Source organism: Pannonibacter phragmitetus (assembly GCF_050510895.1).
GTDB lineage: Bacteria > Pseudomonadota > Alphaproteobacteria > Rhizobiales > Stappiaceae > Pannonibacter > Pannonibacter phragmitetus_B.
This window is the reverse complement of sequence record NZ_JBNINT010000001.1, coordinates 4,038,086-4,062,547: the sequence shown is the minus strand read 5'-3', so window position 1 is coordinate 4,062,547 and position 24,462 is coordinate 4,038,086. Positions and strand designations below refer to the sequence as shown.

General features: G+C 62.5%; 29 protein-coding genes and 1 pseudogene. 11 read left to right on the top strand and 19 right to left on the bottom strand.

The features are described from left to right. Positions 1-71 precede the first annotated feature (71 nt). Both lptM and argH read right to left on the bottom strand, forming a co-directional pair. Positions 72-227, bottom strand: a complete 156-nt coding sequence (gene lptM / locus ACQB61_RS19535) for an LPS translocon maturation chaperone LptM (RefSeq protein ID WP_430513971.1) — start codon at positions 225-227, stop codon at positions 72-74. Positions 228-353: 126 nt separating this feature from the next. Continuing rightward, complete coding sequence (gene argH, locus ACQB61_RS19530; RefSeq protein ID WP_430513970.1) at positions 354-1,739, bottom strand: argininosuccinate lyase; 1,386 nt, start codon at positions 1,737-1,739, stop codon at positions 354-356. A 55-nt stretch (positions 1,740-1,794) separates the two neighbouring features. Here argH and ACQB61_RS19525 point away from each other — a divergent pair, with 55 nt between their 5' ends. Next, positions 1,795-2,031 carry a hypothetical protein gene (locus ACQB61_RS19525; RefSeq protein ID WP_430513969.1) on the top strand — a complete coding sequence of 79 codons (237 nt, stop codon included), beginning with the start codon at positions 1,795-1,797 and terminating at the stop codon, positions 2,029-2,031. Positions 2,032-2,057: 26 nt separating this feature from the next. Continuing rightward, positions 2,058-2,468: a TlpA disulfide reductase family protein gene (locus ACQB61_RS19520; RefSeq protein WP_430513968.1), complete on the top strand. Its 411-nt coding sequence runs from the start codon at positions 2,058-2,060 to the stop codon at positions 2,466-2,468. A gap of 157 nt (positions 2,469-2,625) precedes the next feature. Here the strand turns inward: ACQB61_RS19520 and ACQB61_RS19515 are convergent, their stop codons facing one another. The 13 genes and pseudogenes from ACQB61_RS19515 to ACQB61_RS19455 form a co-directional block, all read right to left on the bottom strand. Next, positions 2,626-2,850, bottom strand: a complete 225-nt coding sequence (locus ACQB61_RS19515; protein ID WP_430513967.1) for a hypothetical protein — start codon at positions 2,848-2,850, stop codon at positions 2,626-2,628. 57 nt (positions 2,851-2,907) lie between these two features. Continuing rightward, the gene (locus ACQB61_RS19510; protein WP_430513966.1) at positions 2,908-3,153 is read right to left on the bottom strand and encodes a hypothetical protein; all 246 of its coding nucleotides are present in this window, start codon (positions 3,151-3,153) and stop codon (positions 2,908-2,910) included. Between the two features lie 362 nt (positions 3,154-3,515). Further along, positions 3,516-3,716, bottom strand: a complete 201-nt coding sequence (locus tag ACQB61_RS19505; RefSeq protein WP_430513965.1) for a hypothetical protein — start codon at positions 3,714-3,716, stop codon at positions 3,516-3,518. Between the two features lie 63 nt (positions 3,717-3,779). Then, the gene (locus tag ACQB61_RS19500; protein WP_430513964.1) at positions 3,780-5,273 is read right to left on the bottom strand and encodes a class I adenylate-forming enzyme family protein; all 1,494 of its coding nucleotides are present in this window, start codon (positions 5,271-5,273) and stop codon (positions 3,780-3,782) included. A 7-nt stretch (positions 5,274-5,280) separates the two neighbouring features. Beyond that, entirely contained in the window at positions 5,281-6,162 is an 882-nt protein-coding gene (locus tag ACQB61_RS19495) for a 3-hydroxybutyryl-CoA dehydrogenase (protein WP_334250827.1), read from the bottom strand. Between the two features lie 183 nt (positions 6,163-6,345). Continuing rightward, the gene (locus ACQB61_RS19490) at positions 6,346-7,284 is read right to left on the bottom strand and encodes an electron transfer flavoprotein subunit alpha/FixB family protein (RefSeq protein ID WP_430513963.1); all 939 of its coding nucleotides are present in this window, start codon (positions 7,282-7,284) and stop codon (positions 6,346-6,348) included. 27 nt (positions 7,285-7,311) lie between these two features. Continuing rightward, entirely contained in the window at positions 7,312-8,061 is a 750-nt protein-coding gene (locus ACQB61_RS19485; protein ID WP_430513962.1) for an electron transfer flavoprotein subunit beta/FixA family protein, read from the bottom strand. Continuing rightward, the gene (locus tag ACQB61_RS19480; RefSeq protein ID WP_430513961.1) at positions 8,058-8,270 is read right to left on the bottom strand and encodes a hypothetical protein; all 213 of its coding nucleotides are present in this window, start codon (positions 8,268-8,270) and stop codon (positions 8,058-8,060) included. The genes ACQB61_RS19485 and ACQB61_RS19480 overlap by 4 nt, the downstream gene beginning before the upstream one ends. 4 nt (positions 8,271-8,274) lie before the next feature. Next, entirely contained in the window at positions 8,275-8,970 is a 696-nt protein-coding gene (locus tag ACQB61_RS19475; protein WP_430513960.1) for a rhomboid family intramembrane serine protease, read from the bottom strand. Between the two features lie 130 nt (positions 8,971-9,100). Beyond that, positions 9,101-9,675 (bottom strand): annotated as a pseudogene (locus tag ACQB61_RS19470) (cob(I)yrinic acid a,c-diamide adenosyltransferase). 51 nt (positions 9,676-9,726) lie between these two features. Continuing rightward, the gene (locus ACQB61_RS19465) at positions 9,727-9,924 is read right to left on the bottom strand and encodes a twin transmembrane helix small protein (RefSeq protein ID WP_019964346.1); all 198 of its coding nucleotides are present in this window, start codon (positions 9,922-9,924) and stop codon (positions 9,727-9,729) included. A gap of 91 nt (positions 9,925-10,015) precedes the next feature. Further along, positions 10,016-10,894 carry an SDR family oxidoreductase gene (locus tag ACQB61_RS19460; RefSeq protein ID WP_430513959.1) on the bottom strand — a complete coding sequence of 293 codons (879 nt, stop codon included), beginning with the start codon at positions 10,892-10,894 and terminating at the stop codon, positions 10,016-10,018. 36 nt (positions 10,895-10,930) lie between these two features. Then, positions 10,931-12,193, bottom strand: a complete 1,263-nt coding sequence (locus ACQB61_RS19455) for a ubiquinone biosynthesis hydroxylase (protein ID WP_430513958.1) — start codon at positions 12,191-12,193, stop codon at positions 10,931-10,933. A 192-nt stretch (positions 12,194-12,385) separates the two neighbouring features. On the opposite strand from ACQB61_RS19455, the gene tesB reads away from it, so the two are divergent. Then, the gene (gene tesB / locus ACQB61_RS19450) at positions 12,386-13,249 is read left to right on the top strand and encodes an acyl-CoA thioesterase II (RefSeq protein ID WP_430513957.1); all 864 of its coding nucleotides are present in this window, start codon (positions 12,386-12,388) and stop codon (positions 13,247-13,249) included. A 4-nt stretch (positions 13,250-13,253) separates the two neighbouring features. On the opposite strand, the gene ACQB61_RS19445 is transcribed toward tesB, so the two are convergent. Beyond that, on the bottom strand, positions 13,254-14,456 hold the full coding sequence (locus tag ACQB61_RS19445; RefSeq protein ID WP_430513956.1) for a CobW family GTP-binding protein: 1,203 nt from the start codon (positions 14,454-14,456) through the stop codon (positions 13,254-13,256). A gap of 27 nt (positions 14,457-14,483) precedes the next feature. After that, on the bottom strand, positions 14,484-15,917 hold the full coding sequence (locus tag ACQB61_RS19440) for a D-alanyl-D-alanine carboxypeptidase family protein (RefSeq protein WP_430513955.1): 1,434 nt from the start codon (positions 15,915-15,917) through the stop codon (positions 14,484-14,486). Positions 15,918-16,220: 303 nt separating this feature from the next. Here ACQB61_RS19440 and ACQB61_RS19435 point away from each other — a divergent pair, with 303 nt between their 5' ends. From ACQB61_RS19435 to ureG, 8 genes are all read left to right on the top strand, one after another. Continuing rightward, the gene (locus tag ACQB61_RS19435) at positions 16,221-17,093 is read left to right on the top strand and encodes an urease accessory protein UreD (RefSeq protein WP_430513954.1); all 873 of its coding nucleotides are present in this window, start codon (positions 16,221-16,223) and stop codon (positions 17,091-17,093) included. A gap of 26 nt (positions 17,094-17,119) precedes the next feature. Next, complete coding sequence (locus ACQB61_RS19430; protein ID WP_019964339.1) at positions 17,120-17,422, top strand: urease subunit gamma; 303 nt, start codon at positions 17,120-17,122, stop codon at positions 17,420-17,422. Between the two features lie 69 nt (positions 17,423-17,491). Continuing rightward, entirely contained in the window at positions 17,492-17,797 is a 306-nt protein-coding gene (locus ACQB61_RS19425; protein WP_430514422.1) for an urease subunit beta, read from the top strand. A 65-nt stretch (positions 17,798-17,862) separates the two neighbouring features. Next, entirely contained in the window at positions 17,863-19,575 is a 1,713-nt protein-coding gene (gene ureC / locus ACQB61_RS19420) for an urease subunit alpha (protein WP_430513953.1), read from the top strand. A gap of 48 nt (positions 19,576-19,623) precedes the next feature. After that, a complete protein-coding gene (locus tag ACQB61_RS19415) occupies positions 19,624-20,235 on the top strand; it encodes a glutathione S-transferase family protein (protein WP_430513952.1) in 612 nt (203 codons plus the stop codon). Beyond that, positions 20,232-20,849 (top strand): urease accessory protein UreE, encoded by a 618-nt coding sequence (locus tag ACQB61_RS19410; RefSeq protein ID WP_430513951.1) that lies wholly within the window; start codon positions 20,232-20,234, stop codon positions 20,847-20,849. Before ACQB61_RS19415 ends, ACQB61_RS19410 begins: the two co-directional genes overlap by 4 nt. A gap of 41 nt (positions 20,850-20,890) precedes the next feature. Next, entirely contained in the window at positions 20,891-21,607 is a 717-nt protein-coding gene (locus tag ACQB61_RS19405) for an urease accessory protein UreF (protein WP_430513950.1), read from the top strand. Then, positions 21,604-22,224 carry an urease accessory protein UreG gene (ureG, locus tag ACQB61_RS19400; protein WP_430513949.1) on the top strand — a complete coding sequence of 207 codons (621 nt, stop codon included), beginning with the start codon at positions 21,604-21,606 and terminating at the stop codon, positions 22,222-22,224. The genes ACQB61_RS19405 and ureG overlap by 4 nt, the downstream gene beginning before the upstream one ends. Before the next feature lie 21 nt (positions 22,225-22,245). Here ureG and ACQB61_RS19395 read toward each other — a convergent pair whose 3' ends face one another. Beyond that, positions 22,246-23,688 (bottom strand): TrkH family potassium uptake protein, encoded by a 1,443-nt coding sequence (locus tag ACQB61_RS19395; protein WP_430513948.1) that lies wholly within the window; start codon positions 23,686-23,688, stop codon positions 22,246-22,248. A 197-nt stretch (positions 23,689-23,885) separates the two neighbouring features. Continuing rightward, complete coding sequence (locus ACQB61_RS19390) at positions 23,886-24,269, bottom strand: VOC family protein (protein ID WP_430513947.1); 384 nt, start codon at positions 24,267-24,269, stop codon at positions 23,886-23,888. Between the last annotated feature and the right edge of the window lie 193 nt (positions 24,270-24,462).

Here is a 24,462-nt window from a genome sequence, read left to right as displayed (position 1 = left end):
CAAATCCCGGAACACCGCAGGCCGCACGCCCTTACGGCAGAAGCATCAGGCTTTCAGAACGGGCTGGCAGATCAGGCCAGCTGAGCGGCAGCCAGATGCGGCATCACCTCAATGGCGGCAGCGGGACGCGGCTTTTCAAGGGAACCACGGCGGCCACAGGCCGAAACGGCCAGACCCAGGCAGAGAAGGCAGGTGGCAGCAGTCAGAAAGCGCCGGTTCTTCAGCATGTCAGACCTCGTATCTTGAAATTCCCGGATGCGATGTCGTCGCACGCCTTCCCGCGTACGGCAAGCCCCGCGCCGGGCACAAAGGAAAGCGCCCATCCCGGTGGAGACGGGCGCCTTGCCTGTTCCTCAACCCTTGGCCAGCTGCTTCAGCCAGCGGCGGGCCTGCTTGCGCACATTGGCCGGAGCCGTGCCGCCATAGCTGGTGCGGCTCTTCACCGACTTGTCGACGGTCAGCACCGAATAGATCTCGCGGGTGATGCGCGGCTCAATCTCCTGCATCACCGCCAGAGGCACCTTTTCAAGTTCAACGCTCTCAGCGACCGCATAGCCGACAATCTTGCCAGTGACGTGATGAGCATCACGGAAAGGCATACCAAGCACCCGCACCAGCCAATCGGCCAAATCCGTGGCCGTGGAATAGCCGGAGCCTGCGGCCTTCTTCAGGCGCTTCAGCTGCGGCTCCATGTCCCGCACCATGCCGGTCATGGCGGCAAGTGCCAGCGACAGGGACGGCAGGGCGTCGAAAGCCTGTTCCTTGTCTTCCTGCATGTCCTTGGAATAAGCGAGCGGCAGGCCCTTCATCATCACCAGCAGCGCCATCATGCCGCCGTAGATACGGCCAGTCTTGGCGCGCACCAGTTCAGCGGCATCCGGGTTCTTCTTCTGCGGCATGATCGAGGAACCGGTCGAGAACTTGTCCGACAGCTTGATGAAGCCGAACTGGGCCGAGCACCACAGCACGATTTCCTCGGCAAAGCGCGACAGGTGCATGGAGCAGATGGACGCAGCAGCCAGCGCCTCGATGACAAAGTCACGGTCGGACACGCCGTCGAGGGAGTTCGCCATGGGCCGGTCGAAGCCAAGCGCCTTCGCGGTCGCTTCCCGGTCGATCGGGAAGGACGTGCCGGCAAGTGCGGCAGACCCCAACGGGGACTCGTTCATGCGCTTGCGGGCATCTGCAAAGCGGCTGCGGTCGCGGGCGAACATCTCAACATAGGCCATCATGTGGTGGCCGAATGTGACCGGCTGAGCGGACTGGAGATGGGTGAAGCCCGGCATCACGTCGGCGGCATGGGCCTCGGCCTTTTCGGCCAGCGCCACCAGCAGCTCGGCCAGCTGACCATCAAGCGTATCGAGCGTGTCGCGCACCCACAGGCGGAAATCGGTCGCCACCTGGTCATTGCGCGAGCGGGCGGTGTGCAGGCGTCCGGCCGGCGCACCAATCAGCTCGGCCAGGCGCGCCTCGATGTTCATGTGGATGTCTTCGAGGGCACGGGAGAAGGTGAATTTGCCCGTTTCGATCTCTGACAGGATCGTGTCGAGACCGTGAACAATTTTTTCTGCATCCTCGCCCGCGACAATCTGCTGCGCGGCCAGCATGCGGACATGGGCCTTGGAACCCTCTATATCCTGCTTGTATAGCTTCTGGTCGAAGCCGATGGACGCGTTGATCTCTTCCATGATCGCGTCCGGGCCTTCGGCGAAACGGCCGCCCCACATGCGGTTGCTCATATGACTGCCTCTTGATAGACGCCCCGGAGAGGTGCCCTTGCCAGGTGAAGAAGACATGAAGCCGACAAGACAGACCCGCAACGGTTACAGACGTCCGCTGGTTGCGGTCGCTGCGGCCGGTCTGCTTTCAGCCATTGCGGCGGTATACGTGATTGGCAGCCCCGGTGGCAACACAAGCGCAGGGAAAAGCTGCCAGGCTTCGCTGGCATCGGCCTCCGCTGCCAAACCCTTTGCCAAGGGCGACGTCGCCGCTTTCCTGCCCGCAAAAATCCTCTTGATCTCAGCGATCTGAAGTTCAAGGGACCGAATGGAGAAGATGTGAGCGTCGCTCAATTCACCGGCAAGACGGTCCTGTTGAACCTCTGGGCCACCTGGTGTGCCCCTTGCCGCAAGGAAATGCCTGCACTGGACCGGCTGGCTCAGACACGCAATGGCGATGACTTTGCGGTGGTGACAGTGAATCTGGACCGGGGTGGACCCGAGAAACCCAAGACTTTCCTTGAGGAAATCGGCGTCGAGTCTCTGACCTACTACTCGGATGCATCCAACGCCGTGTTCCAGGACCTGCGCAGCAAGGCCCGCGCAACAGGTTTGCCCACGACGATCCTTGCCGGACCTGACGGCTGCGAGATCGGAACCATGTACGGTCCGGCCGAATGGGACCAGGAGGATGCGCTGCAGCTGATTGATGCGGTACGGGCAAAACCGGCAGGGGACGCCGCAGGCTGACACTCGAATCTGGGACATTTGCGGCTTCGCAGAAAGACGAAGCCTCTCTGCTCCAGCCCGCAAGCGGGTTCAAGACGGATCAGAAAAAATTGAGCACTCGACGGCCAAAGCCCCGCGAAAGCGGGGCTGTGGATTTCTTTTGATGTGACAGCCGCCGTCAGGCGGTGATGTCCACCGCATTGCCGAGACCAGGAATTTTGCGGGTTTCGCGCTGCTCTTCCTGGCGGGACGTCTCCTGCACGGTCTCACGCTGCTCTTCGGTCTGACGTTCCGACGCCTGACGCTCGACCCGGGCCGTGTCCTGCGCAGCCCTTGCGGAATAGTCAGAGCGCAGGTTTGCCGTTGCAAGGTCAGCCGATGCAGTTCCGGAAATTGCAACCATAACTCAAGCCCTTTCCAGTTGATGCCTGCGCCAGCCAGAGCCCGGAGGATGCCGGGATCAGGCCGTCACATCAACGCGGTTGCCCATGCCGGCGACAGCACGGCGCGCGATGCGATCGGCATCTTCACTCAGTTGCTCTGCGCGGTTCGCCTTACTGTTCGCTTCTCGGTTGACCGCTTCGGCCAGCATGGCGCTGCGCCGGGCGTTAAACTCCTCGAACCGTTCAGTGCGGCGTTCCGAGAGGTTTTTGTCCTCCCTCAGCGCAGAGGCTGGAACACCGCGGTAACTTTCGATCTCCGCCATGTGAACCTCCATCGTGAGCATCGGCCGGCGAACGGCCAGAATGCTGGAATGCCACGAAGGGTAATATAGGCCACAGACCCAAAGCAAACATTAGTACGAATCAGGCAAATTGTATAAAATTTTATTAAAATTTGTAATTACGCTAGGTTAGATCAGAAATAACGTTATAAAATCAGATTGCCGCCAATAGATTGTTAACTATTGATTAACCATGATCTCGGAATGCCCAAATATTGCGAGATCCCTAACCCGGCTTGCGCCAGTTGATTTTATCAGAGGAAAACTTGGTAAACGGCCTAAAGGCTCCGCCCGGCACCGGTCTTGATCCGGCCGGGCGCTCAATGAAGCAAATTTTGAGGGGGTCAGACGGTAACGTCGACGAGACCGCCGGTTCCTGCGGCAAGCGGCGCAGATCCGGAACCGGAGGAAGCTGCCTGATCCAGCATGGCCACGATGGACTGATCCGGCTGCATGGACATCTTCAGCATCTTGGCCTGAAGCTGCTGCTGGGTCTGGGCCTGCGTTGCCCCGACAAGCGCGGCTGCGATGGATGCGCTGCTCATGGATCTACCTTTCCTGACGGCGTCCAGTGTCGCGCCAGAAGGTTAATCTGCCGTTAACACCTTTCAGAATGCTTCACGCCACAGCGCCTTGCGCTGCAGCTTGCCCGAAGGCGTGCGGGGCAGATCCGGCAGAAGACGGTAGACCTTGGGCCGCTTGTATTCCGCCAGCCGTTCCGCCGCGAAGATGGCAACAGCATCTGTGTCCAGCACCGCAGCGTCGCGCGGTACAAGGAAAGCCGTGACAAGGCTGATGCCATTTCCGGCAGGCACTGCCGTCACAGCCACATCCGCCACATCTGGATGGGTGGCCAAGACCCGTTCCACTTCTTCCGGCGCAACGCGATAGCCGAAGGCATTCATCACATCGTCGGCACGCCCTTCATACCAGAGATAACCATCCGCATCCTGCCGGGCCCGGTCGCCTGTTAGGAACCAGTTGCCGCGCATCACCTCCGCCGTGTCTTCGGGCCGCTGCCAGTATCCGAGCATCAGGCCCGGATCATCCCGCGAAACGGCCAGGAGGCCCGTTTCGCCAAAGGGCAACGGGGTATCACCGCCCTCCTCCGGCAGAATGGCGACGGAGCGTCCGGCCTGCGGCTTGCCAGGGCTGCCGGGACGCGTAGGCACCTGCGGGCCGCTGGAGACATAGGTCGATATCTCGCTCATGCCCAGCGCTTCATAGAGCGGGCGACCGCTGCGGCGCGTCCACTCCTCATGGAGCGCGGCTGGAAGCGCCTCTCCTGCCGTCAGTCCGTGGCGCAGGGCCGGGAAGCGGTGCAGCGTAACATCGCCGTATTTCAGAATGCGCCGGTAAAGGCTCGGCACCGCCGCAAAAAGCGTTGCGCCTGTGGCCTCCAGCAGGTCCGGCCACACTTGCGGATCGCGCGGGCCGTCATAGACAACACTGGTGGCACCATTGGCCCAAGGGTCCATCAAGCCAACGCCGAGTGTGTAGGTCCAGTTGAAGGCGCCTGCATGCAGCAGCCGGTCAGAGGACGAAATGCCGTACCACCCCTGATCCATGGGACGGCGCCCAGACGCGGCACGCTGCGCATGCAGCACGCCCTTGGGGCGGCCGCTGGTGCCGGAGGTATAGACGATGAAGGCCGGATCATCCGGCTGGGTGGCAGCAAAGCTGCCCTGCGGCGCGCTCTTAAGCGTGGTTATGCTTTCCGGCCCGATGAAGCGGATCCCGGCACACGGCTGCGGCAAAGGCGTTTCCCCGTCATGAATGACGGCAACAGCCCCGCTGTCAGCCAGAAGCATGTCGCATTCCGGCCCGGTCAGGAGCGCGGAACTGGGCACGGGCACCAGACCGGCGGCAATGGCGCCAAAGAAGAAGAGCGGAAAATCGCTGGAATGGCCGATACGCAGGAGAACCCGGTCCCCTTGCCTCAGCCCCTCACCCGCAAGGCCTCCTGCAACAGACAGCACACCTGCGGTCAGATCCCCATAGGTCCAGCGTTCCAGCATTGCCCCGCCCGGTCCCACCACCTCCAGCGCGACTGCGCCCGGATCGGGCGCTGCGCGGGTGAGGCAGTAGCGGGCGAGGTTCACGGTAGCCTCAGCGGGTCGGAACCGGGGTCTCGCCGCGATAGTCGTAGAAGCCGCGACGCGTCTTGCGGCCAAGCCAGCCGGCCTCGACATATTTCACCAGCAGCGGGCACGGGCGGTACTTGCTGTCGGCAAGGCCCTCATAGAGCACCTGCATGATGGAGAGGCAGGTGTCGAGACCGATGAAGTCGGCCAGCTGCAGCGGGCCCATCGGATGGTTCGCGCCCAAACGCATGGCCGTGTCGATGGATTCCACCGAGCCAACGCCCTCATAGAGCGTATAGATGGCTTCGTTGATCATCGGCAGCAGAATACGGTTGACCATGAAGGCCGGGAAGTCTTCGGCAACGGCCGTGGTCTTGCCAAGGCGGGCCACGAAGCCCTTGGCGGCCTCGAATGTCTCGTCTTCGGTGGCAATTCCGCGCACCAGCTCCACCAGCTCCATGATCGGAACCGGGTTCATGAAGTGGATGCCGATGAAACGCTCCGGCCGGTCTGTCGAGGCGGCAAGGCGCGTAATGGAAATGGACGAGGTGTTGGTCGCCAGCATCGCTTCCGGCTTCAGCACCGGGCAGAGCTGGGAAAAGATCTTGCGCTTGACCTGCTCGTTCTCGACAGCAGACTCGATGACGAGATCCACATCGGCCAGCATGTCGAGGTTTTCCGCGCCATGCAGCCGGTCGAGAGCTGCGGAGCGGTCTTCCTCGGAAATCTGGCCCTTGGACACCTGACGGGCCATGTTGCCATTGATCGATGCCAAACCGGATTCGATCCGGTCGCGGGACAGGTCGTTCAGATAGACCTGATATCCGGCCACGGCGCAGACATGGGCAATGCCACTGCCCATCTGACCCGAACCGATCACACCGACTTTCTTGATCTCGACCACCATCGTCTCATCCGATCCTGTTGCAGGCCATGGCGCAAATGCACGCAAGCCGCGCTATTCTTTACAAGGTTCATCGCATCGGGCAAGGACCAGCGCAACAAAAGCGGGTCAATCCGTCTGCCTGCCCCTTCAGAAGCAGTTCAGGCTGCCGGGAGATCCGCGGCAGCCTTAACCATGTGTGTGCCCTCAGGCCTTTTCGAGTTCTGCCTTCAGCTGCGGCAGGATTTCGAACAGGTCCCCAACGAGGCCGTAGTCCGCCACTTGGAAGATCGGAGCTTCCTCGTCCTTGTTGATGGCGACGATGACCTTGGAGTCCTTCATGCCGGCGAGGTGCTGGATGGCACCGGAAATACCGCAGGCAATGTAAAGCTGCGGAGCAACCACCTTGCCGGTCTGGCCGACCTGCCAGTCGTTCGGGGCATAGCCCGCATCGACTGCAGCGCGCGAGGCACCGACAGCTGCACCCAGCGCATCCGCCACCGGCATGATGACTTCCTGGAACTTCTCCGCAGAGCCCAGCGCACGGCCACCCGAGATGATGATCTTGGCCGAAGCCAGTTCCGGACGGTCAGAGCGGGACAGCTCTTCACCGGCAAAGCTGGACAGGCCGCCGTCTGCAGGCGCTGCCACATCCTCGATGGCCGCCGAACCGCCCTCGCCTGCAGCGGCGAAGGAAGCGGTGCGCACGGTGATCACCTTCTTGGCATCGCCCGACTTCACGGTCTGGATGGCGTTGCCGGCATAGATCGGACGCTCAAAGGTCTCGCCGTCGATCACGGTGGTCACGTCAGAGATCTGCATCACGTCGAGCAGGGCTGCAACGCGGGGCAGGATGTTCTTGCCGCTGGCGGTGGAGGCGGCAACGACGGCGTCGTAGCTGCCAGCCAGCGAAACGATCAGGTCTGCCACCGGCTCGGCCAGCTGATGAGCAACAGCACCGCCTTCAGCCACCAGAACCTTGGCAACGCCTGCGAGCTTTGCGGCGGCCTCAGCTGCAGAGCGGGCGCCTTCACCAGCAACCAGCACATGCACATCGCCGCCGAGCTTTGCCGCAGCAGTCAGGGCCTTGGCGGTTGCATCGTTCAGGGTGCCACCGGCGTGTTCGGCCACAAGAAGTGTCGTCATGGGTTTTTATCCTCCTGTGACGGGTCCTCAGAGGACGCCGGCCTCGTTCTTCAGCTTGGACACGAGCTCGGACACCGAGCCAACCTTCACGCCCGCCTGGCGGGATGCCGGCTCGACCGTCTTCAGCACGGTCAGGCGCGGGGAGACATCGACACCGAAATCATCCGGGGTCTTCTCGTCGATCGGCTTCTTCTTCGCCTTCATGATGTTCGGCAGGGACGCATAGCGCGGCTCATTGAGGCGCAGATCCGTCGTGACGATGGCCGGAAGCTTCAGCGTTACGGTCTGCAGACCGCCGTCCACTTCACGGGTCACGTCCACACTGCCGTCACCGACGCTGACCTTGGAGGCAAACGTGCCCTGGCCCCAGCCGAGCAGCGCCGCCAGCATCTGGCCGGTCTGGTTGCTGTCATCGTCGATGGCCTGCTTGCCGAGGATCACGAGACCCGGCTCTTCGGCTTCAACAACCTTCTTGAGGATCTTGGCAACGGCCAGCGGCTCCACCGTGGCGTCGGTCTTCACCAGGATGCCCCGGTCAGCGCCCATGGCCAGCGCGGTGCGCAGGGTTTCGGTGGCCTGAGCCGGCCCGATGGACACCACAACCACTTCCGTCGCTTTGCCCGCTTCCTTGAGGCGCAGGGCCTCTTCAACGGAGATCTCGTCGAAGGGGTTCATCGACATCTTCACGTTGGCCAGCTCGACACCGGAACCATCCGGTTTCACGCGAACCTTGACGTTGTAGTCGATCACCCGCTTTACGGGCACAAGGATTTTCATGGGTCTTTTCCTCCCGCTTCGGCGGCTTTTTTGCCGCACTGCGTCAACAGGTAGAGCCAGCTTACAATCCCGCAGAGAAAATGGCGGGTTTCAGCCAATACTTGCATTCGGGGCGCGACGGTAAACACCCGGACGCCGGGTGTCAACGATGGCGCTACGGAAGCTCCGTCCACTTCTTGCTGCGTTGCAAAGGCCTGGCTGCGCCCCATACGCTCATGCCTCCAGGCCACGGTCGAACAATCTCACGCCCGGGCGGCGCATCACCAGCACAAGAACGGCACCAGCCATAATGCCCCCGGCATGGGCCACCCAGGCGACCTCACTCCTCTGGAACAGGAAGAGATTGGCGATCTGCACGATAATCCAGCCGCCCAGCAGCCACAGGGCAGGCAGACGCAGAGGGATGCGCCCCATGAACAGCACCCAGACCCGCACCCGTGGATGCAGCATCAGATAGGCCGAAACAATGCCGGAAACTGCCCCGGATGCGCCGATCAGCGGCACATCCGAAGCCGGGTCGAGCAGCGCGAAGGCAAGCCCGCCCGCCGCCGCGCACAGAAGATAGAAAGCGAGAAACTTCAGATGCCCCATGGCGTCCTCGACATTGTCGCCGAAGACCCAGAGGAACAGCATGTTTCCCGCCAGATGCATGACATCTCCATGCAGGAAGGCATAGCTGACAAGCGATGCCTTCGCAGGCAGAATCATCAGCTCCGGTGCCAGATCCTTCGTGTCAAAGAACACGGACGGGATGAGCCCGTAGGAATAGGCGCTGGCAATGGCCACATCACCAAGGCCCCCGCCTTGAATGAGCAGATACACCAGCACATTGGCCAGGATCAGCGACCAGGTGACCACGGGCCTCAGCACGTGGCGCAAGGGGTTATGGTCGTAGAGGGGAAAGAACATCCGGCTCTGCCTGATCCCTGTTTTCTCTCTTGCCAGGTCTTAAGATGCTAACGCATCAAGCCCTGAATTGCTCAAACGCCGCACGGGCTTGGACCCTATCCCGACGAGTCCGGCTCATCGGGATAGGGTCTTACCGGTTCTTGCCGGGCACCCAGAGGACGTCGCCTGCGCCCTTGTCATTCAGATACCGGGACGCGACAAAAAGAAGTCAGACAAACGGTTCATATAACGCGTGGCCGCCGGGTTGATTCGCTCCTCCGCCGCCAGATGCACCATCAGCCGCTCGGCCCGGCGCGAGACGGTACGGGCAAGGTGCAGATAGGTGGCCGCCGGTGTGCCGCCCGGCAGCACGAAGGAGCGCAGCGGCTTTAGGTCCGCATTCAGCAGATCGATGGCATTTTCCAGCGCCGTAACCTGTGCATCGGTGATGCGCAGCGGCTCGTAGCCCAGATCCTTGTCCGTTTCCGGCGTTGCCAGATCGGCGCCAAGGTCGAACAGGTCATTCTGGATGCGGCCGAGAATGGCATCCACCTCAGCATCTACCCCCTCAAGCGCCAGACGGACGAGACCAACCACCGAGTTGGTTTCATCCACCGTGCCATAGGCCTCGATGCGCAGGTCATACTTGGGCCGCCGCTCACCGGAGCCCAGCGCGGTCGTACCGTCGTCGCCCGTCTTCGTATAGATCTTGTTCAGAACAACCATGCTGCATTACCTCCCGGGCGCTTGTGTCTTGATGCGGCTCTCAGGCGCGCGTCAGGGTTTGGGTCCCAGGAAATAGAGCGCAGCCATGATGATGACGATGGCAAGAAACTGCAGGCCGACACGCCAGCGCATCAGCTGCTGCGAGCGGTTGGATGAACCGCCGCGCATCATGTTCCAGAGTCCGAGCAGCAGCACGACTGCCACCGCGCCAACCGCAACCGGAACCAGATAATAAAAGAAACTGCCCATTTCCTGTACCCCTCAGGCGGCGGGATACCCGCCACCGCTGTGCCTCGCTTACGCAAATCTGCCAGACGCAGACCTGCACAAGAAGACGATCTCACTCTTCCCCGTCCGCCGCCTTCAGCAGCACCCGGTCCAGAGCACGGGTGGTGAGGAACCGGCGGACAATGTTCATCCAGATGGTTGGTTTGGTCACCCGGTAGCGCGCCCTCGGCCGGCTGGCCTCAACGGCGTGCGCCAGCTTTTCAACGACGGCTTCCGGCGGAAGTTTCCAGGGACCGGGTTCACCGTTCTCCATCCGCTTCAGCCGCCGCTCATAGGTGGCCCGGTGCGGTGAGGCCATCATGCCTTCCTTGCCGATCCAGCGATGGAAGTTTGCCAGCGCATTTTCGGTAAAGCGGGTGCCGATCGGTCCCGGCTCGATCAGGCTGACGTGGATGCCCGTGCCATGCAGTTCCTGCCGCAAAGTGTCGGAATAAGCCTCCAGCGCGAATTTCGACGCCGTGTAGGCACCCCGGTATTTCATGGCGATGAAACCAAGGATGGACGAGCACTGCACGATGCGCCCTGCCCCTTGGGCGCGCATCACCGGAATGACCTGCCGGGTCAGATCGTGCCAGCCGAAGAAATTCGCCTCGAACAGTGCCCGCAAGGCATCGACGGGGAGATCCTCCACCGCACAGGGCACTGCATAAGCACCGTTGTTGAACAGCGCATCAAGCCGCCCGCCAGTCTTCGCCAGCACGCTTTCCAGCCCGGAACGGATGGTTTCGGGCCGCTCATAATCAATGAGCACCGCCTCAAAGCCTTGCGCAGCCAGCGCTTCCACGTCTTCCGGCTTACGTGCCGCCGGAAAGACCCGCCAGTTGCGCCCGCGCATAAGACGGGCAGAGGCTGCTCCAATTCCGCTGGAGCAACCCGTGATCAGGATGGTGCGCGGGCCAGCATCGGCACCGGCAGAAACTGTTGCCGTCATCTTCCCCCTGATGCCCAACTAACCCCTGATGCCAGCTCAGATCGCTTCGCCGGTCAACAACCGGGGCGCAGGCCCGGCAAAGCCGGCAGCTTCGCGGATGAACATGCCCTTGAGCTTCGGCAACCGGTCCACCAGGCCAAGGCCGAAATCACGAATGCCGCGCACCGCATCCACATCGTTGGAGAAGAGCCGGTTCAGCACATCGGTGACGACGCCCATCTGGAACGTGTCGAACCGGCGCCAGCGCTGATAGCGCTCCAGCACGTCGAGCCCGCCGATATCCTGTCCCAGGCGCCGGGCCTCGACGATGACTTCCGCCAGCGCCGCAACGTCCTTGAAGCCGAGATTGAGGCCCTGCCCGGCAATAGGGTGGATGCCATGGGCCGCGTCACCCGCAAGGGCAATGCGCGGGCGGACGAAATCACGCGCCAGCGTCAGGCCCAGAGGATAGGCATGGCGCGGGCCGTCCAGCTCCAGCTTGCCGAGATGGTGGCCAAAGCGGCGCTCCAGTTCCAGCTCGAAGGTGAAATCATCGGCACGCACCAGCCGGTCCGCGTCTCCTGTCCGTTCGGTCCAGACCAGCGAGGAGCGGTTGCCCGGCAGCGGCAGGATGGCGAAAGGCCCGGCAGGCAGGAAATGCTCTTCCGCCCGGCCATTGTGCGGGCGTTCATGCTTCACAGTGGTGACGATGCCCGACTGGCCGTAGGACCAGTGCACGGTGCGGATGCCCGCCAAATCGCGCAGGCGCGAGCGCACGCCGTCAGCCGCCACCAGAAGCTTGGCCTTGATGCGCCCGCCGCTGGCCAGCGCCACGCTGACGTGATCGCCCGCCTGATGGAAATCGCGCGCCGTATCGGGCGCATGGAACTGCACGCCCAGCGCCAGCGCCGCCTTGTAGAGGGCGGGCAGCATGGCGCCGTTCGGAATCATATGAGCGAAAGGCTCGTCCCCCTGGGCGCTGCCGGTCTCACCCGCAAAGGTCAGGAACACCGGGCGCACCGTATCGCGCAGCTTGCTGTCGGTGACGATCATCTCGTTGATCGGCTGGGCGGTGGCGCGGATGTCCTGCCAGATGCCGAGCTGGTCCAGCATGCGGCAAGCCGCCGCAGCGATGGCAGACGCACGCGGGTCCTTTGCAAGGCTGTCCATGGGCTTGGGATCAACGACAGCCACATCCATTGACGGATCCGCCTGCTTGAGCGCCAGAGCGAGGGACAGACCGACATATCCGCCGCCGGCGATCACCACATCGGCCACACTCTCCTGAGCAAGGCTGTCAGCGGCTCGGGACTCTCGCATCTTCATCTCCTTCGTCGCCCGGAACCGGTCTGCCCCGCATGGGCACGGCTCACAAAATCAGGCGGTTTCCCTTTGGTCAGCATTGACACGGACCGGAGGCCGCGTCCAATCAGGCGTTCCCGGACTGTGCGCCACGGGTGCCTCGAATGCACTCATTTAGCCCCATGCACCCATTTAGCAAGGAATGCGGCAATGAACACGGCCATCAACTCACTTTTGTCCATTCTTGACCTCGAACAGCTGGAACACAACCTGTTCCGTGGCCGCAGCCCCCAGGCGGGCTGGCAGCGGGTCTATGGCGGGCAGGTGATCGGCCAGGCCCTGGTGGCCGCCTCGCGCACTGTGGTGGAGGAGCGGCACATCCATTCCCTGCATGGCTATTTCCTGCGGCCCGGCGATCCGGCGGTGCCGATCATCTATGATGTGGACCGCATCCGCGACGGCGGCAGCTTCACCACGCGCCGCGTTGTGGCGATCCAGCACGGGCAGGCGATCTTCTCCATGTCCGCCTCCTTCCAGACGCTGGAAGATGGACTGGAACACCAGATCGACATGCCAGACGTGCCGATGCCGGAAGAGCTGCCAAGCGAGCAGGAACTCAAGGAAAAGTTCCTGAAGGTGGCACCGGAGAACGTGCGCCGCTACTGGGAGCGGGAACGCCCGATCGAACTGCGCCCTGTCGACCTGACCCACTATTTCAGCGAGAAGAAGCTGGCGCCGCAGCAATATGTCTGGGTGCGCGCCACCAGCCCCCTGCCAGACGAAACCCGGATCCATCAGTGCGTTCTGGCCTATGCCTCGGACATGACGCTGCTGGATACCTCGCTCTTTCCCCACGGCAAGTCGGTGTTCAGCCCACAGATCCAGGCTGCCAGCCTTGACCATTCCATGTGGTTCCACCGTCCGTTCCGGGCCGATGACTGGCTGCTCTACGCCACCGACGCCCCCTCTTCCTCCGGCGGGCGCGGCATGAACCGGGGCCTTCTCTACGACCGCAGCGGCCACCTCATCGCCTCAACCGCGCAGGAAGGCCTGATCCGGCTGAAGCGCAGTTGAGGCGTCACCCCGGCTTGAAGCCGGAGATGGCCAGAGGGTTGTCCATCATGGCCTGAGCGTCCGGCGTGTCGCTGACCATGGCGCCGGTGAAGGCATCGAACAGGCGGCGGACGAAGCCCTCGGCAAGGTCATAGGTGATGAAGACCAGCCGCGTGCGCCGGTCGCCATCCGGCCAGCCTGCCAGCGTGACCGGCGGGTGGAACACATGCTGCACACCGTGAATGACCACGGGCCGGTCCGGATCTTCGGCGATCTGGATGATACCCTTCACCCGCAACAGCTTCGGCCCGTGGGCGGAGCGCAGGAGATCGAGGAACATCTCCAGCGCTGACGCCGGCACCGGGCGGTTTGCCGTCAGTGTGAAGGCACGGATCTTGTCATCGTGCCGGTTCACATCGTGATGGTTATGATCGTGCCCGTGATCGTGGTGATGATGGCCGTGGGCGTGGTCATGCCCGTGATGGTGATGCCCGTGAGATTCATAGGCCTGCGCATTCAGCCAGCGCGCCACATCGGGGATCTTGGTGGCAGGATCATAAAGCCCGGCATTGAACAGATGCGCGGCATCTGCCTCACCCTTCTGCCCGTTGAGAAGCTGCGCACCAGGATTGAGCGCTTTCAGCCGGGCGGTCAGGGCCTCAAGGGTTGCCTCTCCGGCATCGCCCTCCAGCAGATCGGTCTTGGTCAGCACCAGACGGTCGGCAACGGCGGCCTGACGGACAGCTTCCTGATGGGCGTCGAGTGTCGCCGAGCCGTTGACCGCATCCACCAGCGTCACGACGCTGTCCAGCCGGTAGCGCAGCATCAGATAGGGATGCAGCATCACCGTGTGCAGGATTGGAGCCGGATCGGCGAGACCCGTCGTTTCGATCACCACCCGCGCCAGACGCTCCATGCGGCCGTTATCAAGCCGGCGCAGCAGGTCTTCCAGCGTGTTGATCAGATCGCCCCGTATGGTGCAGCACAGGCAGCCGGAGGACAGCTCCAGAATGCCCTCGCTTGACTGATCCACCAGCAAGTGATCCAGCCCGACGTCACCGAATTCGTTGATGATGACAGCCGTATCAGCCATCGCCGGATCCTTGAGGATGCGGTTCAGCAGCGTCGTCTTGCCTGCCCCCAGGAAGCCCGTGATGATGGACAGCGGAATGGGCGGCTTCGGGCCGCGTTGCGGTGTGACGCTCGCAGCATCCTGAGCTTCGGTCATCTTGAATATCTTTCGCGCAGTTCTGCGTCAGTTGCCGTTCTTGGCCCGGGGTACGGCGGATGCCGGCACATTGCCGTTGAAGAGGGAACCGAAGGCCGGGGTGGTCTGGACCGCGCCCTGTGCCGCGCCCGGCATCACGACGGAAGGCCGCAGATCCAGCGGCTTCGACGACGGCAGACGGACGGAAGGCAGTTCAGCCGCAACCGCAGCGGCAGCTGCCGCCGCAGGGGCTATGGCCGCAGCAGCCGGAACAGATCCTGGTGCCAGACCCGTGCGCACCGTGATGGGCGCATAGGCCACCAGCTCAGTGCCGACCGTGCGGTCGAGGATCATGTTCCAGTCAACCTTGCCGGACTTGGAGGAGAATTCCGCTCCCTCTTCGCCCGGTTCAGCATCACCTGATGGAATCGCAATGACCGGACGGCCCTCGCCCGTGGACCGGAAGGACACCGAAGCACGTGTCTTGCCCGCAGCTTGCCTGATGTCGTAGCGGGCGAGAATCTGTTCCGGCCCAAGCTTGGGATTGCGCTTGCAATAGCCATCTGCCGGAAGCCCAGCGCCGCTTGGCGGCAGGGTGGAAACATGCTGGCCGCGCCCGCCAAGCCGGAAACCGCGGTCAATGACCTCACGGGTAAAGGCAGTACGCTCAAGCCCGGAGCCGGCACCCAGCACGACCGCAATGATGGTGCGGCCGTTGCGCGTGGCGGACGCAGCGACATTATAACCAGAGTTGCAGATATAGCCGGTCTTGAGCCCATCAGCCCCCGGCACACGCTGCAGAAACTCGCGGTTGGCAGAGCGCAGCATCTTCTTTCCGAACTTCAGGCCCGGATGCCCGTAATATCTATGGGCCTCGGGAAACTCGCGCTTCAGGGCCAGAGCCAGAATGGCGAGATCTGCGGCGGAGGACACCTGCCGGTTGTCAGGCAGGCCATGCGGATTGACGAAATGGGTGCTGCGCATGCCAAGACGGCGCGCTTCCGCGTTCATCATGGCAATGAAATTCTCTTCGGTGCCGCCAACAGTCTCACCAATCGCCACGGCCAGATCATTGGCCGACTTGACCATCAGAATGGTCAGCGCCGTCTCGAGCGTCAGCTGCGTACCCACTTTGAAGCCCATCTTGCTGGGCGGCTGGGCGATGGAGTTGGCGGACTGGGTAACCGGCGAGGTCAGCTCAAGCCTGCCCTCGCGCAGAGCCTTGAGGGTGACATAGGCTGTCATCATCTTGGTCAGCGAAGCCGGGTACCACGGCCGGGTTGCCTCATGCTCTTCCAGCACGGTGCCGGTGGCGGCATCCACCAGAACATAAGGCCCGATGTCCGCATGGACAGGTCCGCTCAGCCCAAACAGGGTCAGCCAGCCCGAGATGGCGGCAAGACCCAGCAGGCGCTTGTCAATCAAACGCGAAAACACGACACCCTCGTCATCCGAATGCTCCGGGTCAGCCCCGGAACGCAACCCCCATCTCTCCATACCCGATCAAGGTTAAGGAATGCAAAGCCCTGCAAGGCGCAGCGAAGGGCCAGGAACCGGGATGTGAAGAGCCGTGAACAGGCATATTGCACCATCTGCGGGCAGTTGCCCAATCTTTACTCACCTGATCCGCAAGCCCGGATGCCAGATTCACGGGCACACGGGGCGCATGAAGATGGCCCCGGCTTTGCTAGGATCATCCTCCGGAAGTGCCCTGCTTGCACATGGAGTGGCTTCCGGCACAAGATCAGCCAAGCCCGTAACGGGCCAAGGAAGAGAACGGGGAGCATGCGGGCGGAAACGGGCATTGAGGGCGGCGGAGCAGGCAGCAGTGGCGGGCCACGGCCAGCCATACAGCGCGCCCGTGGCACGGCACGCGTGTCCTTTGCCCTGCGCGATGGCCAGACCCGGCTGGAGGGCCTTTATCAATCGGGCTCCGCCAAGATCCGCCTGCCGAAGGTTTACGACAGCGTGCCGATGGCCGTGCTTCTAAACACCTCGGGCGGCATCACCGGCGGCGACCGCCTCAGCTACACCGGGCACCTCGCCGCCGGAACCCGCGCCATTCTCACCTCGCAGACCGCCGAGCGCGCCTATCGCAGTTCCGGCGGCACCGGCGAGGTCCTCAACAGCCTCTCGGCGGACGACGGCGCCCATCTGGAGTGGCTACCGCAGGAGCTGATCCTCTTCGAGGCGAGCGCGCTCTCCCGCAAAATGGACGTGCGGCTTGAAGGCTCTGCCCGCTTTACAGGCCTGGAAATGGTGGTGCTTGGCCGCAAGGCCATGGGCGAAAGCGTGAAGACCCTTTCGTTCCGCGACCAATGGCGCATCTGGCGCAATGGCCAGCTCACCTTTGCCGACAATCTCGCCATCGGGCCGGACACGCAAATGCTGGAAGGGCTCGCCACTGCCGCAGGTGGCTGTGCCTTTGCCACTTTCATTGACAGCGGCCCGGATGCGGAAAACGGCCTTGCCCGAGCGCGCCGCTGTCTTGAAGAAATCACCCCCGAGGGAGGCCCCTTGCGCGGTGGTGTCAGCGCCTGGAACGGCCAGCTTGTGGCCCGTTTCGTCAGCGCCGACAGCCGCAGCCTGCGCGACGGGCTCATCACCTTTCTTGAAACCTGCCGGCAGGCGCCCCTGCCCCGTCTCTGGTCCTGCTGACCAAGACCCCATAACGGAGGACCCACGTGAACCTGACCCCGCGCGAAAAGGACAAGCTTCTGATTTCCATGGCTGCCATGGTGGCCCGGCGCCGGCTGGAGCGAGGCGTGAAGCTGAACCATCCCGAAGCCATCGCCCTGATCAGCGATTTCGTGGTGGAAGGCGCCCGCGACGGGCGCACGGTGGCCGAACTGATGGAAGCGGGCGCCCATGTCCTCACCCGCGACCAGGTGATGCCGGGCATCGCCGAAATGATTCATGACGTGCAGGTGGAAGCCACTTTCCCCGATGGCACCAAGCTTGTCACCGTCCACCAGCCAATCCGTTAAGCGCAGCAGGGACGGAATTTCTGGAGTTTGGCTGTCAGGCCCGCACGAAGGCCACGAGGAGATGCAATGATGATCCCCGGAGAGATTTTTCCCGCTGATGGCGAGATCGAGCTGAATGCCGGTGCGCCGGTGACGGAACTGGAAGTGGCCAACACCGGCGACAGGCCCGTTCAGGTTGGCAGCCACTATCATTTTGCCGAGACCAACCCGGCGCTTGCCTTTGACCGTGAGGCCGCACGCGGCCAGCGGCTGGACATTCCGGCAGGCACGGCCGTGCGCTTCGAGCCGGGGCAAACCCGCCAGGTGCGGCTTGTGCCCTTTACCGGCGACCGTACCGTCTACGGCTTCAACCAGAAGGTCATGGGACCACTCTGACCGCTTGAGACGCTGCGCCCTGTCCCTGATGCCCTGTTTTCACACGTGATTTTCGAGGTTCTCTCATGTCCTTCAAGATGCCCCGCGCCGCCTATGCGGACATGTTCGGCCCCACCACCGGCGACCGCCTGCGCCTGGCCGACACGGATCTGATCATCGAGGTGGAGAAGGACTTCACCGTCTATGGTGAAGAGGTGAAATTCGGCGGCGGCAAGGTGATCCGTGACGGCATGGGCCAGTCGCAGCATCCCCGCTCGGCCGGGGCGGTGGATACGGTGATCACCAATGTGCTGATCATCGACCACTGGGGCATCGTGAAAGCCGACGTGGGCCTGAAGGACGGGCGCATCGCGGGCATCGGCAAGGCCGGCAATCCGGATGTGCAGCCGGGCGTCACCATCATCGTCGGTCCCGGAACCGAAGTGATTGCCGGAGAAGGCCGCATTCTCACTGCCGGTGCCCTCGACGTTCACATACACTACATCTGCCCGCAGCAGATCGACGAGGCGCTGATGTCCGGCGTCACCACCATGCTGGGCGGCGGCACGGGACCGGCCACCGGCACCAACGCCACCACCTGCACCCCCGGCCCCTGGCATCTGGCGCGGATGCTGCAGGCCGCCGACAGCTTCCCGATGAACCTTGCCTTTGCGGGCAAGGGCAACGCCTCGCTGCCCGCCGCCCTCGAAGAACAGATTCTGGCGGGCGCCTGTGCGCTCAAGCTGCACGAGGACTGGGGCACGACACCGGCGGCGATCGACACCTGCCTGTCCGTGGCGGACGAATATGATGTGCAGGTGATGATCCATACGGACACGCTGAACGAAAGCGGCTTCGTGGAAAACACCAAGGCCGCCTTCAAGGGCCGTACCATCCATGCCTTCCACACAGAGGGCGCAGGCGGCGGCCATGCACCGGACATCATCAAGGTGGTGGGTGAGGCGAATGTCATCCCCTCTTCCACCAACCCGACCCGCCCCTATACGAAGAACACCATCGACGAGCATCTGGATATGCTGATGGTGTGCCACCACCTCGATCCGTCGATCCCGGAGGACGTGGCCTTTGCCGAAAGCCGCATCCGGCGCGAGACCATTGCGGCAGAAGACATCCTTCATGACATGGGGGCGATGTCGATCATCTCCTCCGACAGCCAGGCCATGGGCCGCGTCGGCGAAATCCTGATCCGCACCTTCCAGACCGCCCACAAGATGCGGGTGCAGCGCGGGCGCCTGCCCGAGGAGACCGGCGAGAACGACAACATGCGCGTCAAGCGCTACATCGCCAAGGTGACGATCAACCCAGCCATCGCGCACGGGCTGGACGAGCATATCGGCTCGGTCGAGGTCGGCAAACTGGCTGATCTGGTGCTCTGGTCTCCCGCCTTCTTCGGCGTGAAGCCGGACATGATCCTGAAGCTCGGTACGATTGCTGCGGCACCCATGGGCGATCCCAACGCCTCGATCCCGACACCTCAACCGGTGCATTACCGGCCCATGTTCGGCGCCTTCGGCAAGGCAATGGCGGCAAGCCGCGTCACTTTCGTTTCAAAGGCTGCACATGACCATGGCATCAAGGAACGGCTTGAGCTGGACAGTCTTGTCCTGCCGGTGAAGAACACGCGCAGCGGCATTTCCAAGCACTCCATGATCCACAACAGCGCCCTGCCCCATGTGGAGGTGCACCCGGAAACCTACGAAGTGCGCGCTGACGGCGAATTGCTGACGTGCGAACCGGCAGAGGTTCTACCGATGGCGCAGCGTTATTTCCTGTTCTAAAATAAGATGTTGTGCGCGCAAGAAAGCGCACCGCAGGAGGAAACCGGAATGTACAAGGTTATTGGCGTACCGCAGAGCCGCGCAAGCCGCATCTACTGGCTTCTGGAAGAGCTTGGCCAGCCCTATGAAACCCTTTCGGTAAAGCCGCATACCCCCGAAGTTGACGCAGTCAATCCAACCGGGAAGATCCCGGTGCTGATGGACGGGGATGTGGCCCTGGCCGACAGCACCGCCATCCTGCACTACCTTGCCGACAAGCACGGCGGCTGCACCTTCAAAGCCGGCACCATTGACCGCGCCGTTCAGGACAGCTTCACCATGTTCTGTCTGGACGACATCGAAGGCCCGCTTTGGACCAGCTTCAAGAACACCGTGGTGCATCCGGAAGGTGTCCGGGCACCGGAAGTCATGCGGGCATGCAAGGTCGAGCTTGCAAAGGCGCTCGACATTCTTGCAAAGCGTCTCGGCACAAAGACCTATGTCATGGGTGACACGTTCACGGTCGCGGACATCATCATCACCAACTGCCTGATGTGGGGCTCAAGCATGCCCGAATTCGGCGTTCCGCAGGAAGGTCCGATCGCGGACTATCTGAAGCGCACCACAAGCCGCCCGGCCTTCAAGGCCGCCGGAAAGCGCATGGCGGAGGCCCAGAAGTGAGCAGTTCCTTGCGTGCGGGTCTTGTTCGTCCGGCCGGAACCTGGCCGGACTGGTCGCTGGACACCATCACCCTGGGCGGCGAAGACCGCCACCGGCGCCGTGCGCTGCTGGCAACAGATGGCGGCACCAGTTTCCTGCTGGACCTTCCCGAGGCCGTCTGGCTGCGCCATGGCGACGGACTTCAGCTGGAAGATGGCCGGATCATCAAGGTTCAGGCTGCGCCGGAGGCTGTTACCGACATCACCGCGTCCTCACCAGCCGCGTTGATGCGGATTGCCTGGCATCTGGGCAACCGCCACCTGCCGACACAGCTGATGGACGGGACCTTGCGCATCCTGCAGGACCACGTGATCGAGGACATGGTGGTCCGCCTCGGCGGCGCCATCGCCCATAAGATGGCCCCCTTCGACCCGGAAGGCGGCGCCTATGGCCAGGGCCGCACGCATGGGCACGACCATGGGCATGGGCATGGGCATGGCGGGCATGGACATTCGCATAGCCACAGCCACTCACACAGCCATTCTCATACCCATTCTCACGGGCATTCTCATGCTCATGGCCACTCCCATTCCCACGATGATGATCACTCTTCCGGTTGCGGGCACGGACGTTGAGCGCTGAGGTCCACCCTGATTCATGTGAAACACCCCTGCTGATGAAGGGGTTGGAAGAGCTTTACCGGCTGCAGGCCTTCTTCTCGCCAGCCTTTCCGGTGGGGGCCTTCAGCTACAGCCATGGGCTGGAGCAGGTGATCGAGGATGGCGAAGTGGTAGATGCCGCAAGCCTGCGCCTATGGCTTTGCGGCATTCTGCGCCATGGATCTGGCCGGACGGATGGCATTCTTCTGGCGCAGAGCTGGCGCGCCGCCATGGTAGGCGATGCGGTTCACCTGCGCGAACTGGCCGCCCTGGGCCTTGCCCTCTGCCCCTCGCGCGAACGCTATATCGAGACAAGCGCCCAGGGCGCTGCCTTCCTTGCAACGGTCCGCAATGCCTGGAACAGCAGCCAGCCGGACGCGAGCCTGGCCGCAACCGTATTCCAGGACCTCGCGCAAGACGGCGCAGGCGCGGAGCAATGGCCCTATCCGGTGGCCGCCGGGCTTGCGCTGGCGGCATCCGGCCTGCAGCTGGACGCAGGACTTTCCGCCTATCTGCATGCCTTTGCCGCCAACATCATTTCCGCTGCGGTGCGTGCTGTGCCCCTTGGCCAGACCGATGGCCAGCGCGTGCTGGCAGGGGTGATGACACAGGTTCTGGAGACGGCACAGACCGCCGCCGCCAGTGGCCTTGAGGAACTTGGCACCTGCACCTTCATCGCGGACATTGCGTCCATGCGTCACGAAACCCAGTACACAAGGCTGTTCCGCACATGACCTCTCCCAACGGACCCTTGCGCGTCGGCATCGGCGGCCCCGTCGGCGCCGGCAAGACGACGATCACCGGCCAGCTCTGCAAGGCGCTGCGCGACCGTTATTCCATCGCCGTCATCACCAACGACATCTACACCAGCGAGGATGCCGAGGCGCTGATGCGCGCGCAGGCGCTGCCAAGCGAACGGATCCGTGGCGTCGAGACGGGCGGCTGCCCGCACACGGCTATCCGCGAGGATGCCTCCATCAACCTTGCTGCCGTGCAGGATCTGAACAGGGCTTTTCCGGATCTCGACGTCATCCTGATCGAATCCGGCGGCGACAATCTGGCGGCCACCTTTTCGCCGGAACTGGCCGACCTGACGCTTTACGTGATCGATGTGGCCGCCGGTGAGGACATTCCCCGCAAGGGCGGGCCGGGCATCACCCGCTCGGACCTTCTCATCATCAACAAGACCGAGCTTGCTCCTCATGTGGAGGTGAGCCTTGAGGTGCTTGAGCGGGATGCCGCCCGCATGCGCAAGACGCGGCCATTCGTCTTTGCCAATGCCAAGACCGGCAAGGGCATGGCTGAAGTGGCAGAATTCATCATCCGCGCGGGCGGACTGCCGCAGGCCTGATGCGGACCAGCTGGCGCGGGTTCAGGTCTCGCGCCAGAAATCCGGGCTGAACACTAGCAACCCGCCGATGAGTTCCAGACGGCCTAGGATCATCTGGAAGCCGAGCAGCCATTTGGCGCTGTCGGGCAACTGGCTGAACGTGCCAGACGGGCCGATCAGCGGCCCGATGCCGGGCCCCACATTCGCCTGCGCCGTAATCGAGGCGCTGATGGCAGTTTCAAGGTCGAGGCCGATCATGGCGTAGATGACCGCAAACACCCCGAATGTGCCTGCATAGAGAATGGAAAAGACGAAAACGCCTTCCATGACGCTGGGAGTGACCGGCGCGCCGGAAAATCGCGGCTCGATGATGCGGTGGGGATGAACCGCGCGCTTCAGAAGCGCACGGATCGAGCTGAGCAGAATCTGGATCCGGAAGATCTTGAAGCCGCCTGCGGTGGAACCGGAACAGCCGCCGACGAAAGTCAGCAGGAAAAACAGCACGATCGCGAAATTGCCCCAGAGAAGATAGTCGGTGCTGGCATATCCCGTGGTCGTGACCACCGACACGACGTTGAACATCGCGTGCGTGAAAAGCGTGAAGGGCTCGGTATCTACCCGGTCCCGAACGCCGACAAAGACCACAAAGCTGACCACCAGGATCAGCAGAAGAAAGAAACGTACCTGCTGCGGATGAGGTGACTCGCGCCGCTCCGCAAGCTTGATCAGATAGAGAAACGGCAGGCTCGACAAGGTCATGAAGACAATGGCGATCCAGAGAATGGCCATGCTGTTGAACTGGGCAATCGAACTGTCGGAGGTGGAAAAACCGCCGGTAGATACCGTTGTCAGCGCATGTATCAGTGCGTTGAAGGCTGACATGCCGGCAAGATAGTAGAGCAGCCCGCAGAAAACGGTCAGCAGAAGATAGAGCGACAGCAGCCGGAGAATGAAGGGCTCGATCCGGCCATAGGGCTTGCTGGTCTTCTCCGATGATTCGATGGCGAAAAGCTGCGACCCACCGACCCGGAGACCCGGCAGCAGCCAGATACCAATCACGACGATGCCGATGCCGCCGATCCATTGCAGCAGGCCGCGCCAGAGCAGGATCCCAGGCGGCATGTTGTCGAGACCCGTGATGACCGTGGAACCGGTTGTCGTCAGGCCCGAAGCCGCTTCAAAGAAGGCATCTGCCATGGTCAGGCCGATGCCGCTTGCATAGAGCGGAATGGCACCGGCAAAGCTGAAGGCAAGCCAGGCCGCATTGACGAAGATGAAGGTTTCCCGCGGCCGGAACCTGAACTCCTGCCGGTCCAGCGCTGCCGAGATCAATGCGCCGACGCACACCAGAATGGTGGCAGAGGTCGCAAAAACGACCCAGTCCGGATTGCCTTCGATCAGATCGGCAATCGCAGGTGGGATCATGAATAGGGCAACTATGATCAGCAGTCTGCCAATCGGCAGGATTACAGCGCGAAAATCCATCGTGTCTCTTTCGCCAGCAGTCATCACGGACCGTAATAGGCCCTGATGACTGGCCGGACAGGGCAGCGTAAAGGCTGGGAAGCTGTACCCTTCCCTGTGCCTGACGCGCATGTTCCCTGTTCCGGCGGCGATTTCAAGCCTTGCCGGCAGCAAGACCTGTGCGGAGGACCTGTAGGCGGGACGGTCAGCCCTCGACCTCAGCCGTTGAAGACGGCCGCAATCTTGTTGCCGGAGGGATCACGAAGATAGGTTGCATACCAGTCTGGCCCGTAATGCGGGCGCGGACCGGCTGCTCCCTCATCCACGCCCCCATGCGCCATTGCAGCAGCGTAGAAGGCATCGACTTCCTGCGGTGAGGCAGCGGGAAAAGCCGCCATCGTGCCATTGCCGGCCGAAGCCGGTTCACCGTTGAAGGGCTCGCAGATCCAAACGGTGACGCCTTCGCCCTTGCCACCTTTCGAATATCCCTGCCAGCCGGGAAACTGCGCATGGGACGCCCAGCCAACCGTTGCCAGTACCGCATCATAAAAGGCGACGGATGCCGCCAGATCACGTGTGCCGAGGGTAATGTAGAAATTCATGGTGGCCTCCCGTTGGAACCTTCCGGACCTTACGCCTCGAGAAAGAACAAATAAAGAACATTTGATCCAAAGAGCGCGGAATTTTGCGCCGATGCCGTGCATTCCTTGACTCGCTTGCCATTTCCGCTGTATGTCCGGCGCACTTCACGAAAGTGACGCCAGACATGATCAGCCGACCGGGACCCGCAAAGGT